The organism is Virgibacillus sp. (assembly GCF_013393565.1).
Classification (GTDB): Bacteria; Bacillota; Bacilli; order Bacillales; family Amphibacillaceae; genus Virgibacillus; species Virgibacillus dokdonensis.
The window spans coordinates 1-15,656 of sequence record NZ_JABXHF010000085.1; the positions used below are offsets into that span (position 1 = coordinate 1).

The window sequence follows — 15,656 nt, forward strand, 5'->3', positions numbered from 1 at the left end:
GCACTCCGACGGAATAACATACCAAGGAAATCATTGAAATACAAAACACCAATGGAGTGTTTCATAGATTATGTCGGTCAGGATTTTGATAAAAGCATGTTGTCTCGCTTAATTTGACAAATCAAATACTATAAACCTTTATACTTTTATACTTTCCTATAGTGTAAACACAAAAAAATAGCCCCCTGTTCTCTCTAAGATGATCGTTACCACCATAAAAATGGGTAAGGGCTATTTTTCTTTTTAAAATTTGATAACCCCAATTCCTTGTCAAAAGAATAGGTATCTACCGACTATAGCTGGAACTGTGAACGATTTCTTTCATATATAATCTGTTAATACATTTTCACTTTGCGTTTTTTGAATACCTCGTTCACGCTAATGCCCTAACCATATAAGTTAATCTTCTCTTTCTATTTCTGTAAACAAGATTTCCCCTGTAAATGCATCAATCGTGATTTCTGCTTCATCTTCCCCATGAACAATTTTTACTTCATAGACAAAGCGTCCATCTTCTTCATCTAGTTCTATTTCATCAAACGTACCAGCAAATTCCTCTAAAGCTAATTCTTTCGCCTTTTCTTCACTTATGACAACATTTTGTCCAGCATTATTATCTTGCTTTTTGTCTCGTTCACTCCCCTGCTCACTATTTTCTGTTCCTTTTGTAACGTTATTTTCTTTTTGCTCAGAGGCATTGTGATCGGCTTTATTTTCAGCAGATACTTCGTTTAATTGGATAACTTCTCCAGTTTTTTCATGAATCTTTATTTCATACTGTTTTCCTTCATGCTCTATACTTGCAACATAGTAGTCGTTATTTTCTTCTTTTTGAATATCTCCTTCTATCGATCCAGGGTATTGGCTTGAAATAATTTTCTCTGCTTCCACCTTCGTAATAGCCGCTTTGGAAGCAGTACCTCCAAAATAAACAACAGTAAAACCAATGCCAACTACTGCTATTGCACTGGCTATAATAACCCACATCTTTTTTCTTTTCATAGCCACCCTCCTTCAGCCTTTTCTTTAGAATAATTCATTAAGCTGAGAAACTCCTGTTAGTAACATTAAAATTTGCTGAGATTGCATGTGGAGATTAAGTTTTAGACAATGGGAAAAGTGACAACAAACGTAGCACCTTCCCCAACCTTACTTTGCACCGTAATTTCGCCTTGATGCTCTTTTACAATGGCAGCAGCTATAGATAAACCAAGCCCCGTCCCGCCAGTATCTCTGCTTCTCGCTTTATCCACACGATAAAACCGATCAAAAATGCGTGCTTGTTCTGCCTCTGGAATACCTGAACCATAGTCACGAACTTTAATAAGCACCTGTTTATGTTCCAATTCTATACCTATCTCAACCTTATCTTCACTATATTTCAAAGCATTATCAATCAAGATATAAAATACTTGCTCCAATTGATCCCTGTTTCCTGTTAGCACAACTTCATCACTTACATCCTTCTTAAAGGTAATCTCTCTCGTATATGCTATTTGGAAAGTAGTTACTGTCTCTTCTAATAACGCAACTATATGCACTTGTTCCTTAGCTGCATGATGTTTGTTTTTTGCTAATGCTAGCATTTGTTCAACTAGCTTTCCCATTCGATCTGCTTCAGAATCGATTGCCTCCATCGATTCTTGAACGAGCTGTTGATTGTCCGTTCCCCTTCTTTTCACTAACTGTGCATAGCTTTTCACAATGGAAATAGGTGTTTTTAGTTCATGAGAAGCATCCGATACAAATGTCTCCTGTTTCTCAAAGTTATCTTTTAGATGGTCAATCATTGCATTAAATGTTTTTTCCATTTCATACAATTCATCTTTGGAGCGATTTTGAACATCAATCTTCTTCCAAGTAGCTTCTTGCATGTTCTCCCGCATCGTTTGAATTAAAGATTTAATCGGATTTAATAAAAATCGACTGAGTACATTCCCACCGATAATGATAGGCACTAACATGAAGACCGTAGCAATTAAAAGAACCGTAAATAACGTCCGCATCGTACTATTCAAATGCGTTAACTGCGTGGAAACCTGAAGTGTTACTACTTCCCCTGCGCGTTCCCCTGCTCCCCAAATAATTGGTTTGGAGATAACAGCAACATCAGGCTCACTCCCTTGCTTCACGATAGCCTGTGACTCATTGGAGCTAAAGTCAAGTGGAATATCATATTGTACTGATTGTTGAGCAGAAATAAATATGGTTCCATCTTGATCGACTACCCGAATCATTCCTTCGGCCGGTGCAAACGAGCGAAATAGTTTGTTAGAAATAACATCTGGCTGTTCTTTCATGGCTATTACTAATTGCTCCGTCTGATCAGCTAAATTTTGTAAGTCACCATCTGCAGAAACTTTATAAAACAACATATAAATAGCAGCGTTTATAATCAGAGTAAGAATAAGCATAAAAATGCCTGTGAATAGTTGAATTTTTGTTTTTAATGTCATGTTTCCATATCCTTTATCGTATAGCCAACTCCGCGAACGGTTTGAATATAAGCTTGGTCAAAGCCTTTATCTATTTTTTGCCGTAAATAGCGAATATAAACATCGACGACATTGGTATCTCCATAGTAATCAAAGCCCCAAACTTGTTCGATCAGCTGCTCACGCGTTAGGACAATATTTTTATTCTTTAATAAGCAGACTAATAAATCAAACTCGCGTGGTGTTAATTCAATTTGGTTCTCTGCCCGGGTGACTTCTCTGCTCTTTACATGTACAAGTAAATCTCCAACTCCAACCTGTTCATCCTCTGTTTGTTTTTTTATCGGATTCCGTAAATGTACACGAATTCTTGCTAATAGTTCTTCAATCTGAAAAGGTTTCGTAATATAGTCATTTGCCCCCAAATCTAGACCACTCACTTTATCATGTACTTGATCGCGAGCCGTTAACAAAAGGATTGGTGTTGTTTGGTCAAATTTTCTCACTCTACGCAATACTTCTAACCCACTCCATTCTGGAAGCATAATATCCAACAACACTAAATCCCACTTCTGCTGTTCCATCTTTGCTAACGCTTCTTTCCCATCAAATACCGCTTCTGTTTTGTAATTTTCATATTCTAATTCTAATTGCAGCACTCTACTTAATTTCTGTTCATCTTCTACAATTAATATACGTGGTTGTTCCATTTCTCCACCTGCTTTGTATGATTTCTATCTATATTTAAAAAGTGTACGCCAATGCATCCCGCAGAATAATTTGAATGATTGATGTCTCTTTTAACATATCAAATCTTTACCAATCTGTCTGTTTCTATTCTAATTTAGAATACACACAAGTATTGCATAAGTTTATGCCGTCCACACTTCTTGCATTATGATAATGAATTCCTTCTAATGAGAAACCTAGCTTTTCAGGAATTGCCCGACTACGCTCGTTTTTTTCATCACAACGTATTTCCACTCGATTTGCACCTAATTCTTCAAAAGCAAAGGTCATTAAAGCTTTAACCGCCTCTGAAATAATCCCCTTCCCTTGATGTGTAGTGTCAACCCAATAACCAATTTCAAATTTAGGAATGCTCCAATCTATTCGATGTAACCCCGTACAACCTAAAAACACTTTCGTATGTTTATCGAAAATATGAAAACGTAAATCTTCTCGTTGTAAAAATTGAATTTGTGCTTCCCGTACATTTACCTCGCTTTCTTCTAATGTTTGCTCTTTTTGAGCAAAAGGAAGCCATTGCTTTAATTCTCGTCTACTATATTGAACGGCTTCATAAACAGCTTTTCCATCTCCTGGAAGAGGCAAACGAATAAGTAGTCTCTCTGTATGGATTTCATGCGGGAATTCTTTTAATACTGGGTTACTCATTTTCCATCTTCCTTCCAAAGTTCATTTTTTTCTATTATACTTAGTTGTAGCAGAATATTCAAAAGACTGTTTTCTTGGATAATATGGAAAATCGTACAAAGCATGAAGAAATGTTATGTAAAGATACGTGTGGGACTAAGAATCCTTAAAATTACGACGATTCTTCCTTTTGTGTAACTGAATCAGCTTTAAAAACTAATCAAGTTAAGAAAAGGGGTATCATTATGCTGGCATTAGATCATATCGTTATTGGTGCAAAGAATCCCAAGCAAGCAGCAAAGGATTTTTCTAGCAAATATCATGTAGAAATTGTTCCAGGAGGAGAGCATAAAAATTGGGGGACACATAATTACTTAGCTTATTTTGCCAATGATTGCTACATAGAATGGCTTGGCGTTTTTGATGAACAACGAGCAAAAAAAGCGAGTAATCCGTTAATCGTACAACTTGTCCAAGAGCTAGAACAAGATAAAGAAGGAGTGGTGCAAATCGCATTCAGAACGAATGACATGGAAGATTTCCATGCCTATTTCCAACAAGCATCTATTCCTGCAATTGGGCCTATACCAGGAAGGCGAGAGAAATCGGATGGAACACCCTTAACTTGGAAAATGTTATTTCCTCAAGCAGATGATCCAATGCCCTTTCTTATTGAATGGGAAAAAGGTTATGAGAAATCACATCCTACTTCTTTTATAAACGAACAAATTATTGAACAGGTAAACATAAATCTAATGAATAAGCTTCTTTCTACGTACTATAAACTTCCCGCCAAATCGAAGTTATTATTAGCCAATACAACATTATATATAGAAGAACCCCAAAGCACTTGGTCTTTTACGTTGCATTAACTCGTATTGCACGGCTTTAGAAGTTATCATTTGGGGAATTATCGGTTTCTATGAAAATGCTTTTCTACAACTACTTTCTCCTAATAAAGATCGTAGCTTTGAGCAATGCGATCCTTCACATAGAAAAAGAGGCTTATCGCCTGGAGCAATAGCCTCTTTTTTTATTGTATGGGAAATTATAAAATCAAAATAGCCACGTCTGGCTACAGCGCCCAGAACTAGGACACTTCACCTCATGCCCTAAGCAAAGTTATCATTGGTTCGTGGCTAAGAGGAAGGTCCCTAAAAACGGGCTTGCTTCCCATCGTCGGCATACCCCTATTTTAGTGACATAATTTCTTTATCTTTCGTTAATGTATTCCATTCACTACGTTGCTGAACGGGTGCCCCACGCGTTTGGTATTAACCTAATTGTTGCTCAAGAAATTCTCTAACCGATTCCGGCGTTTTCGTATAGGCGCTATGCTGATGAGCCTTTTTCTCGCCATTTTGAAAAATAAGGATGCTTGGAATGCCCATCACATCGTATTTTTGTGCAATACCTTCCACTTCATCACTGTTTATTTCATACCATGCATATTGATTAAATTCGTCCATAATATCACCAATAAACATGTCCAAGCGTTTACAGTCTGGACACCAATCGGCGTAAAATTTAATAATGATAGGCTTGTCACTTTTAATTGTGTCTTGAAAAGCTGCTTCCGTTGTTAAACGTTCCATTCTTTCATCCCCCTTCCGTAGCTAATGTTCATTGTAGCGTCTCTTCGGTTATTTGTCTTATAATCTGCTTACACATACTCGACTCTTCCTAATACATAAGCCGCAGTAAGACCTGCTGCAAAAGCACCGATGCTAAGCAAACCTAAATTTATTGAAGCAGGCCAACCTGGAAATACGACAAAAATGGAACCAATTACCATACCAATGATGATAGCATACGTAGCGATCGTATATCTTTTGAAAAAGTAATTGACCATTTTACTCATGAAGACGAGTCCAATTAAAACCCCTAAACCAGTAACAACCAACACGTCGAGTTTAAATTCCGTAATTGCATTTGTAATAGTGCGATAGACACCAAAAATTAATAATAAAAATGAGCCGCTAATTCCTGGTAAAATCATAGCACTGCTGGCAATAATTCCAGAAGCAAACAACAATAGATATGTTGAAGTAGTCAAGTTTGTAATAATCGTTTGCTCTCCTGTATTTAAGAACATCATAGACCCAACAAGAACCATTCCTATTAGCAATAACAAAATATGGTTTCCTTTAAATGTTTCTTTAGCATTTGCTTTATAAAACAAGTATGGCAATATACCAAGAATTAGCCCTAAAAAAAAGAACTGTGTCGGTCCGGCGTAATGTTTAAACAACCAATTAATCACATGGCTTAATGTTAATATTGCAATGGCAACACCCATTCCTAGTGGAACTAAAAATCCTAATTGTTGTTTCCAATTCTTACTTAAAAATCCATTAATCGCTGCAATGAGTCGATCATATATACCTAATAATACAGCCATGGTCCCCCCGCTTACCCCTGGGATAACATCACTGGCTCCCATTATCATACCTCGGTAAATATTCTTCCATTCCATACTGTTTAATCACCTTTCCATAGTTCATCAATTTTCCTACTAAACTTGCAAATGCAAGCAAGCAGTATATAAACCTTTTTATAATACAATCTATTTCAAATTTATCCCGTAAAAACCTATTCGTTTTGCTTTTTGCATATACTAGTTTATTTTTCAAGTTACTCGTTCATGCAAACACGGGTAAAATAATCATATCAAATATCGGTTGTATTTTATAGTTGAAGTTTGTAAAATATTCGTATAAGCTACTTTGTAAGGCACATTTGTAATAATTTATTTATTTTGAAGATGGAAGTGAGCAACATTATAAAATAAAGATCATTTTATTGAAGACTCTACTACAAATCAATATTTTATATAAAGTATTAGATGACGACAATGAAGTTTATAACTATCTTGAATCCACTTCCAGGGTTATTCTAGTTATTTTTATAGTTGCTTAAAAGCGAAAAAGGGGCTACTTTATAAAGTGGCCTCTTTTTCGCTTTCAAATAAACCTATTTAATGAATTTCCTTACCAGTTAATTCATTCTTAATAAATAGAAATAAGTAAAATACGATATACACTGCGAATAAAATAAATGATATGTTAATGAAGACTGACAATTCTTTATACCTGAACATAACGATTATTCCCATGGATAGTAGATCAAAAATAACATATCAGAATATTATGTTATTAAAAGATTGGCTTGATGATCGAAAATCATGTGGCTATTTTTACCTTTTAAATAACCCATAAATTGGGATACACTTCATTTAGGTGGTATACTTACCAACATATGAATGTGATGAACAAGTATTTGCATCATGAGTAACTACACCTTTTCGTTCACATCTCGAATTATCTGCCCAAAAATCTTTTTTATACTTTCCATACAATTCCATGTTGTATGTGCTAAACTATTCCTGTCTTTATCGGACATGCCCCCTTCTATGTTGTGATTTGGTGGTCGGGAAACTAAACTTATGAGCCGTTTTTATTTAACCGGGCTGAAAGATTTACGAAACCGTTAAGAAAACGTCTCCCACAATGTGAGAAACGTTGATATTTCTGTATATTTATGATTAATTGATTATCTTACTAATAAAAGATAAGTACTGGTAGTCAGGGTCAAACCGACACTCCCAAAAGAAACACTATTTCAAGCCGTGTCAAGTTACTCATTTACAATCAACCACTATCCAAGAAAAACCAAGGATATGTTTGCAAAAAACCCCCACCTCTTCCTTCAGCACGTTTACGGTTCAATAATCTCTAACTCTGGCAACCACTTCCGCATATGACCCGTTATCTCTTTATAATAGTTTTTCGCACCTTCTAATTCTTTATCTGTCACCTGTTTCATTGGTACCACTTGATAGTCCGCTTCATCCTTGTAACGAACAAAGGTCGGTAAAAATGCGGGTGTATGAAGCTCTATTTCTTCATTCTCACTTTTCGTTAAAGTAAACTTCAAAATTCCGCCAAATCGACGATACAGCTCGTCCTGTCCAGATAAAAAGTTACTTAATGAGTACGCAACAAACGTTTTATTGCCGTTTTTTCCTTCAACCCATTCAACAGGCTGCAACACATGCGGGTGGTGACCAATGACTGCATGCACTCCTTGGTCAGCAGCAAATTGTGCTAGATCCTTTTGATTTTCATTTGGTAGCATTTGATATTCCGTTCCAAAGTGTAAATTTAGTATGACGGCATCAGCTTGTTGCTTCGCTTTTTCTATTTCCTTTGCCATCTGCTCTTTATTTATTACATTTACTAGATAGTTTTTCCCTTCAGGAACAGGAATTCCATTCGTTCCATACGTATAAGCAAGAAAAGCTACATCGATGCCTTCTGCAGTTTCAAGGATTCGCAGTTTAGATTGATCCTCTTCATTTTTATAAGCACCTGTATACATCAAATCAATTTTTTCCCAATGCTCGATAGCACGTTGAATAGCTTTTTCCCCTTTGTCAAGGGTATGGTTGTTCGCTAATGTTACAACATCAACGCCAGCATCTTTTAAAGCATCCCCTACCTCAAACGGGCTATTAAATGTTGGATAAGAAGATAAGCCAATCGCTTCTCCGCCAATCATCGTTTCTTGGTTTGCAATGGTTATCGTAGCATCCTCAAGGTACGGTTTTACTTCTTTTAGCATTGGTGTAAAATCATATCCTGTCTCCGTTTTTGCATCTTCATACACTTGACTATGAATTAGCATATCTCCAATTGCAGCAATAGAAATCTCTTGTTTCGGGGGGGGGTTTTTATCTACTTTTGCCGCCTTTTTTTCATGCCCTTTAGATTCACTAGCCGTAGTATCGTTACATCCTGCAAGTAAACTAAACGCAATTAGAAAAACAGCTATGAAAATAATTCCTTTTCGTTTCATTTTATATGCTCCTTTGCATGCTCTAGTTGTTTTATTTTTCTTCCATTTCATCATTTTTGTATGAGCACATTATCCTACCACATTATAACGCAAATTTCTTTTCTATGTTTGATTTTTTGTAATTAGGGAATGGTTAACATATGAGTAACAATAGCAAAACTAATTATTTTACTCAAATAAGCCATAAGAAATGTTTATAGAAAGGATTTTTACATGCGAAAAACGCAATATCAACCAACTAAAAATAAACAGCTAACAGATGCGCAAGAAGTTCACTACAGCAAAGACTTCAAACAAGCTGATATCGCTGGTGGGTATCGTCAGACGCGCGTAAAAGAAGCAAAGTACAATAATCCCGAACTAAAAGATTAAGCTTTTTATCACGTTCCCCAGTTTGTTCAAATAATATTTTGAACAAACTGGGGATTTTTTGAAACAAATTTGTCACTTCTATCGTACGTACTATTAACTAAATAAATTGGAGGTTACATAATGTCTTCAGCTGCAATGGAATTAGTCAATTTGAAAAAGACAATTGGCAAAAAAGAAATTATTAAAGGCTTATCCTTTTCCATTCCAAAGGGGGAAGTATTTGGCTTCATCGGACCAAATGGGGCTGGTAAAACGACCACAATCCGCATGATGGTTGGATTAATGAGTATTACAGAGGGCGACGTCCTGATCCAAGGAAACAGCATAAAATCCAATTTTAAAGATGCCGTACGAGAAGTCGGTGCCATCGTTGAAAATCCGGAAATGTACCCGTTTTTAACTGGTTGGCAAAACTTAAAACACTATGCTCGGATGATGCCAGGCGTAACAAAAGAACGGATACATGAAGTAGTCAAATTCATCGGTCTTGAAAAAGCAATTAATGAAAAGGTCGGTAGATATTCTTTAGGAATGCGCCAACGACTGGGAATAGCGCAAGCGCTTTTACATAATCCGTCCGTACTCATTTTGGATGAGCCAACAAACGGATTAGATCCAGCCGGCATCAGAGAAATACGAGATCATATACGTAAACTTGCCCAAGAAGAGAACGTGGCAATTATTATCTCTAGTCACTTGCTTTCTGAGATTGAACAAATGTGTGATCGTATCGGTGTCATTAAAAACGGAGAGATCATTAAAATTCAAAACGTCGGTGAGGAAACAGACAAAGAAGAAGTAATTCATCATATTGAAGTTACTCCAATGGATAAGGCAATGAAAACCTTAAATGAAGCTTTCCAGCTGGAATCCGTTGAACTTGATGGTAATTTATCTTTTCGCTGTAAAAAAGAGCAAGTTCCAGAAGTTGTTAAAAGATTAGTAGAAAATGATTGTGACATTTATCAAGTCAATGTTGCAAAAGGCACGCTAGAAGATCAATTCTTTGAACTGATTGGAGAGAATACGATTGAGTAGAATGTTAAAGCTAATTCAAAATGAACAAGGGAAAATTTTTATTCGTAAATCAACTTGGATCATGTATATTATTTTAGCCGTTCTTATATTAGGTTTAGCTCTATTAACCAATAGTTTAGATGGGCTAAAAAGCGAGTATGATGGTGACAATTGGCGTGAAGAGATGAAACAAGAAAATGAACAATTACAGAAAGAGATGGAAGATCTAGAAGGTATGGGAAATGCGGAGGACTACCAAGCTTCCATCATTGCTAAAAATAATTATTACTTGGAAAATGATATCCAACCAGCTCCATATACAGCTTGGACTTTTGTTGATGAAAATATATCTTTGCTATCGATTGTTAGTTTATTTACGATTATCATTGCCGCCGGAATTGTTGCTAACGAATTTCGCTGGGGCACGATTAAATTATTATTAATTCGTCCCATCAGGAGAAGTGGCATCCTATTATCCAAATATATTACCGTCTTACTATTCGCCCTTTATACAGCACTATTCGCACTCGTACTCATGTGGATTTTTGGAGCAATCTTCTTTGGAATTGGCGACTGGAACCCTTCTATTGTGGTAGAAGGAGAAGATGGTTTTAAAACCGTATCGCTAGTAGCTAATATATTTACTAGCTTTGGTTTCAAACTTGTGAATCTGGTAATGATGGCTACGTTTGCGTTTATGATCTCTGCTGTTTTCCGTAATAGTTCATTGGCAATAGGTATTGCTATCTTCCTTATGATGGGGGCAAGCTCCATTGTTACTTTCTTCGCTGATAAAGAATGGGCGAAATATATTTTGTTCGCGCACACAGACTTAAGCCAATATATGGATGGAAACTTCCTCATGCTTGAAGATAATACGATGGGCTTTTCTATAGCCGTATTAGTCGTATACTATGCCATTTTCATGTTACTGTCATGGATTGTTTTTACAAAGCGCGACGTTGCTGGTCAATAACTCCTATTACACTGTATGTAGATGTTTGAATCAAGTGTATGATCCCATATCCATAAAAGATATGGGATCATTTTTAGGAAATACTGCTTACTATCTAGCAGTTCCATAGTTAAAGCGTTCGTCTTACAGCACCTTATATCTTACTGGGATTTACGTCAATTTTGTTGACGATGACATGCCGTCGTTTTGCTTATACGATAAACCCTAAAAACGATATACTTCCTATAGTGCGAAATAAACGCATCCACTTCAAGTGGAGCATTGACACGCTTCTGCATGATATTTTAGGTTCATTTTTCAATTTCACATGCTACAATGTACATATAAAGTGAATCTTCAATCAGGAATGATTTTCTTTCATCCCCACTGATTGTTTATAAATTTGGTTTAGCGTCAAATGGTTATGGAAAAGCTGCCATCTTACCTATTCCATGAAGATTAGAAATTTATACTTTTCCATAGGATAAGGTAGGTTGAAGTTTGTAATTGAGGTGTTGTTCGTGAAACGTTACTTAACAGTTTTTTTTGTTGGTTTAAGTGCAGTTATCTTAGTAGTTGGATTAAGAATAAATACCCAATGGAGTGGTGTTGTTTCCTGGGGGCTTACTTTTGTCTTCCTTATTTGTGCTGCTTATTTTACTAAATACATTCCTGACGATGATGAAGAAAGTAACGAATAAATTCTATCGCTTACTGACAAACCTTTTTAGATAAACGAAAAGCAGATATTTCTAACCAAGATGTCTGCTTCTTTTACAGGTTTATCGTTTAAGAAACCATTAAGTATGACCCTTCAAGTCACCGTCTAATATGAAAATAAGGCGGTTTTTATACAAAAGTATAAAGTCAGGTGCTTGTGGCTAACGAAATAACCGAAGACTTACGTCCGGCACCATCGCTTAGCAACTAGGTGACTTCACTTCATTGCTCTACGATAGGTCATCATCGGTTCATTACCTCCCATAATTCCTTCATCTCTACGTTGATTCGTTCCATTCGCTAAACTACTAAACGGATGCTCCGCGTCTCTCATCTAAAATAAGGGCTGTGACTGTTTTGCTGCTTTAAAAAGAGTATTTTTCCTTCATTGCTGCTGGTGCCATTTTTACCATCCATTGCAATAAAAATATAGCAATGGACACATCATCAATAATCCCAAATGCTAGGATAAAATCAGGGATAATATCAAATGGAAAAATAAAATATCCTAAGATCAGCAATACAAAGAAAATTTTTTTAGTCAAACTTACCTCTTTGGACGCAAAAAAATCCTTAAAGAAAGGAATGGATCGGTGAAACGTAAACAAAAAACGAACGCGCTTCCATAATCTTTGCATGTTCTTAACTCCTCGTATCCTATTTAGGCATTACAACTTCAGCTGATTAGTTGTTTTGTTTATGGAGAACAAAATAGGTAGCTGAAGTTACAAAAGAATAATGTAAGTTCGATAAAGATTTCTTTACTCATGATAACATACACTTTTTTAACATACCACTTCTACATATGGCACATTTTACTCTTGGTTAAATGTTAAAGCTCCTGCGATCAGCTGCTTTACAGGGTTCTATAGTGTCAAAAAACACCGAAAAAGTCCTCTTTTTCGGTGTTTTAGAAGTATTACATGTATCTGTTCCAGAAAACGGTCGTTAAAACCATTTATTTATTTTCTTCTCGCTGCTTTTTCACGTTCATTTTTATTAAGAATCTTTTTCCGTAGTCGAATGGATTCAGGCGTTACTTCACAATACTCATCTTCATTTAAATATTGCAAGGCTTCTTCCAATGACATATTACGTGATTTACGAATCGTCGCAGTTTGATCTTTCGTCGCAGAACGGACATTGGTTAAATGCTTTTCTTTTGTGATATTTACAGTTAAATCATTGTCACGATTGTGTTCCCCTACAATCATACCTGCATATACTTCTGTTCCAGGTGTGACGAAAATAACACCCCGATCTTCTAACTGCATAATCCCATAAGTGGAGGCTTTTCCATTTTCTAAAGCAACAAGTACACCTTCTCTTCTTCCACCTACTTGCCCTTTAATAACAGGCTCATAACCTTCAAACGTATGGTTCAAAATACCATAACCACGTGTTTGTGACATAAACTCAGTCGCATAGCCCAACAGTCCACGAGAAGGCACTTTAAATTCCAAGCGTACTTGTCCATTTCCTTGGTTTGCCATATCGAGCATTTCGCCTTTTCTGGAACCGAGTGATTCCATAATTGGGCCTGTATATTCTTCAGGCACATCCACTTGTACACGTTCAACGGGTTCACATTGCACGCCATCCACTTCTTTAATAATTACTTTTGGTTTAGATAGCTGCAGTTCAAAACCTTCACGGCGCATATTCTCGATTAAAATAGACAAATGCAGTTCCCCACGTCCCGATACAGTCCATGCATCTGGTGTATCCGTTGGATCGACACGCAGACTTACATCCGTTTCTAATTGTTTTAACAAGCGTTCTTCAATTTTTCTTGCAGTAACGTATTTCCCTTCTTTGCCAGCAAATGGACTATTGTTTACAAGAAACGTCATTTGCAAGGTTGGTTCGTCAATGCGCAACCATGGCAAACTTTCTGGATGATCTTGCGGGCAAACCGTTTCTCCTACATTAATATCTTCTAGCCCAGCAACTGCTACAACGTCTCCGGATAAGGCTTCTTGAATTTCAATCCGTTTCAAGCCAATAAATCCAAACAGTTTGGTAATTCGAAACGATTTTTGCGTGCCATCTTTTTTCAGAATTACAACTTGTTGACCAACTTTTATCGTTCCTCGTACAACTCTACCAATTCCTATTCTACCTACATAGTCATTGTAATCAAGCAATGTAATTTGGAATTGTAATGGCTCATCACGATTATCAATTGGTGCAGGAATATGGTCGAGTATCGTTTCAAAAACCGGATCCATTGTTTCTTCCTGCTCATCAGCTTCATACCCTGAGGTACCATTTAACGCGGAAGCATAGACAACCGGGAACTCAAGCTGCTCATCATCTGCTCCTAATTCAATAAATAAATCTAATACTTCGTCTACTACTTCCGTTGGTCTCGCATTTGGACGGTCAATTTTATTTAACACAACCATCGGGGTCAACTTCTGTTCCAGTGCTTTCTTTAGTACAAAGCGTGTTTGTGGCATCGTACCTTCATAAGCATCAACCACTAATGCTACCCCGTCCACCATTTTCATGATCCGTTCCACTTCACCACCAAAATCAGCGTGACCTGGCGTGTCTAAAATATTAATTGCCGTATCTTTATATTTAATGGCTGTATTTTTAGCCAGTATCGTTATTCCTCGTTCTCGTTCAATGTCTCCAGAATCCATCGCTCGTTCATCCACATGCTCATTCTCACGGAAAGTACCAGAATACTTTAATAACTGGTCTACTAACGTTGTTTTACCATGATCCACATGAGCTATGATCGCTATGTTACGAATATCTTCTCTTAATTGCATACGTACGCTCCTCTATTTTGTAGGAATATTTAATGCTTTTGTCATAGTGTAACACTCAAAAAGTAAGAAAAGAAGAATATGAGGATTCATATTGTATTAGAAAAGCTTGGCTATCGCCAAGTCTTTCTAGCGATAAACGCCATCGTTTTGCTTATACTAGAAAGCCGAACATGTTTTGTTTATGCTTTAAGCGGCAATAAGAACAACTTGCATTTGTAATATTTTCCCGAAACTTTTTGAGCTTTCACTTACCATATGACGACGCCTTTCTTCGTGCAAATATATTCTTAAATCATACTATATTTCGCACATATCAGAAAAACTATTCAATTATATCATAAATTCTTATATAAAGTAAAATTTGAGGTATGTGTCAAGTTTTTCTCAACATAGTTATCACCTCTTTATTTCCAGAACTCTATTTATGTAGACTTTTATTGGTTTTTAATGCAACATTTGTTTTAAATCCTCCCCAGTTAGTTATCTTTCCATTTTAAAAAAACGACATAACTCTCTTCTTTTCTTTAAATTTGTAAATAACTTTGGATGAATATATTTGTATTATCATTCTCAAAAATATAGATGAAATACCCATTTGTGTAAACAACAACCCGCATTTTCCCCGAAAAAGAAAATGCAGTGTAAACAGACCTTATTTTACAAAGCATATACTAGAAAAATCACACTTTTTTCCCAATACAAATTATTACAATTCACTAGTATAATAGGAGTTAATATAAGTCGTATCTAGGAGGTGACTATCTATTTGTTAGACATAGGTTCTATTATTAAATTGCAGCGAACGAAACGTAATATGACTCAAGAAGAATTATCAGCAGGCATTGTTTCTTTATCCTATTTATCAAAAATCACTAGCATTGCATTAATTAAACCTGATGATTCAAAATACTGAAAATGTTCAATAATTACGTGTTCATGATACAAAAAAATCCTTTACAATGGAAGTACAGGTGGTTCCTGTCCAAATCCAAAAGTAAAGGATAATCCGTATGGACAAGAATACACTAAAATCATCATTTGGTAAATGGGTTTCACCTATAAATACGAAAAAACTATTTGAACAAGTAGAAGAAAATAAACAAGATTACTACACAAAAAAGCTAACAACTGCAGGGTATA

General features: G+C 36.1%; 15 protein-coding genes and 2 pseudogenes. 7 read left to right on the top strand and 10 right to left on the bottom strand.

What is annotated here, in order from left to right; genetic code table 11:
- Window positions 1–117 (top strand): annotated as a pseudogene (locus HLX49_RS17205) (IS30 family transposase); the annotation flags it as partial.
- A 282-nt stretch (window positions 118–399) separates the two neighbouring features.
- Here HLX49_RS17205 and HLX49_RS15020 read toward each other — a convergent pair.
- From HLX49_RS15020 to HLX49_RS15035, 4 genes are all read right to left on the bottom strand, one after another.
- Window positions 400–1,002 (bottom strand): PepSY domain-containing protein, encoded by a 603-nt coding sequence (locus HLX49_RS15020; RefSeq protein ID WP_101933365.1) that lies wholly within the window; start codon window positions 1,000–1,002, stop codon window positions 400–402.
- 101 nt (window positions 1,003–1,103) lie between these two features.
- Window positions 1,104–2,456, bottom strand: coding sequence for a sensor histidine kinase (locus tag HLX49_RS15025; RefSeq protein WP_296362910.1), 1,353 nt, complete (start codon window positions 2,454–2,456; stop codon window positions 1,104–1,106).
- Entirely contained in the window at window positions 2,453–3,145 is a 693-nt protein-coding gene (locus HLX49_RS15030) for a response regulator transcription factor (RefSeq protein WP_296362912.1), read from the bottom strand. Before HLX49_RS15030 ends, HLX49_RS15025 begins: the two co-directional genes overlap by 4 nt.
- A 124-nt stretch (window positions 3,146–3,269) precedes the next feature.
- Window positions 3,270–3,833: a GNAT family N-acetyltransferase gene (locus HLX49_RS15035; protein ID WP_296362914.1), complete on the bottom strand. Its 564-nt coding sequence runs from the start codon at window positions 3,831–3,833 to the stop codon at window positions 3,270–3,272.
- A gap of 224 nt (window positions 3,834–4,057) precedes the next feature.
- Here HLX49_RS15035 and HLX49_RS15040 point away from each other — a divergent pair, with 224 nt between their 5' ends.
- Window positions 4,058–4,684: a VOC family protein gene (locus tag HLX49_RS15040; RefSeq protein ID WP_077702464.1), complete on the top strand. Its 627-nt coding sequence runs from the start codon at window positions 4,058–4,060 to the stop codon at window positions 4,682–4,684.
- Between the two features lie 402 nt (window positions 4,685–5,086).
- On the opposite strand, the gene HLX49_RS15045 is transcribed toward HLX49_RS15040, so the two are convergent.
- The 4 genes and pseudogenes from HLX49_RS15045 to HLX49_RS15060 all read right to left on the bottom strand — a co-directional run bounded on the left by HLX49_RS15045 (window position 5,087) and on the right by HLX49_RS15060 (window position 8,669).
- A complete protein-coding gene (locus HLX49_RS15045) occupies window positions 5,087–5,407 on the bottom strand; it encodes a thioredoxin family protein (RefSeq protein WP_101933362.1) in 321 nt (106 codons plus the stop codon).
- A gap of 68 nt (window positions 5,408–5,475) precedes the next feature.
- On the bottom strand, window positions 5,476–6,288 hold the full coding sequence (locus tag HLX49_RS15050; RefSeq protein ID WP_101933361.1) for a DUF368 domain-containing protein: 813 nt from the start codon (window positions 6,286–6,288) through the stop codon (window positions 5,476–5,478).
- 683 nt (window positions 6,289–6,971) lie between these two features.
- Window positions 6,972–7,214, bottom strand: a pseudogene (locus HLX49_RS15055) (transposase); the annotation flags it as partial.
- A gap of 315 nt (window positions 7,215–7,529) precedes the next feature.
- Window positions 7,530–8,669: a CapA family protein gene (locus HLX49_RS15060; RefSeq protein ID WP_296362917.1), complete on the bottom strand. Its 1,140-nt coding sequence runs from the start codon at window positions 8,667–8,669 to the stop codon at window positions 7,530–7,532.
- 213 nt (window positions 8,670–8,882) lie between these two features.
- Between HLX49_RS15060 and HLX49_RS15065 the strand changes: the two genes are divergently transcribed.
- From HLX49_RS15065 to HLX49_RS15080, 4 genes are all read left to right on the top strand, one after another.
- On the top strand, window positions 8,883–9,041 hold the full coding sequence (locus tag HLX49_RS15065) for a YfhE family protein (protein ID WP_077702460.1): 159 nt from the start codon (window positions 8,883–8,885) through the stop codon (window positions 9,039–9,041).
- 120 nt (window positions 9,042–9,161) lie between these two features.
- The gene (locus tag HLX49_RS15070; protein WP_077702459.1) at window positions 9,162–10,079 is read left to right on the top strand and encodes an ABC transporter ATP-binding protein; all 918 of its coding nucleotides are present in this window, start codon (window positions 9,162–9,164) and stop codon (window positions 10,077–10,079) included.
- Between the two features lies 1 nt (window position 10,080).
- Window positions 10,081–11,034 carry an ABC transporter permease gene (locus HLX49_RS15075; protein WP_335727040.1) on the top strand — a complete coding sequence of 318 codons (954 nt, stop codon included), beginning with the start codon at window positions 10,081–10,083 and terminating at the stop codon, window positions 11,032–11,034.
- 473 nt (window positions 11,035–11,507) lie between these two features.
- Entirely contained in the window at window positions 11,508–11,714 is a 207-nt protein-coding gene (locus HLX49_RS15080; RefSeq protein WP_237342691.1) for a hypothetical protein, read from the top strand.
- 384 nt (window positions 11,715–12,098) lie between these two features.
- Here HLX49_RS15080 and HLX49_RS15085 read toward each other — a convergent pair whose 3' ends face one another.
- Together HLX49_RS15085 and typA are read right to left on the bottom strand one after the other, a co-directional pair.
- Entirely contained in the window at window positions 12,099–12,371 is a 273-nt protein-coding gene (locus HLX49_RS15085; protein WP_077702456.1) for a YkvA family protein, read from the bottom strand.
- A gap of 324 nt (window positions 12,372–12,695) precedes the next feature.
- A complete protein-coding gene (typA, locus tag HLX49_RS15090; RefSeq protein ID WP_077702455.1) occupies window positions 12,696–14,516 on the bottom strand; it encodes a translational GTPase TypA in 1,821 nt (606 codons plus the stop codon).
- 766 nt (window positions 14,517–15,282) lie between these two features.
- On the opposite strand from typA, the gene HLX49_RS15095 reads away from it, so the two are divergent.
- Window positions 15,283–15,429 carry a helix-turn-helix domain-containing protein gene (locus HLX49_RS15095; protein WP_296362923.1) on the top strand — a complete coding sequence of 49 codons (147 nt, stop codon included), beginning with the start codon at window positions 15,283–15,285 and terminating at the stop codon, window positions 15,427–15,429.
- The last annotated feature ends 227 nt before the right edge of the window (window positions 15,430–15,656 follow it).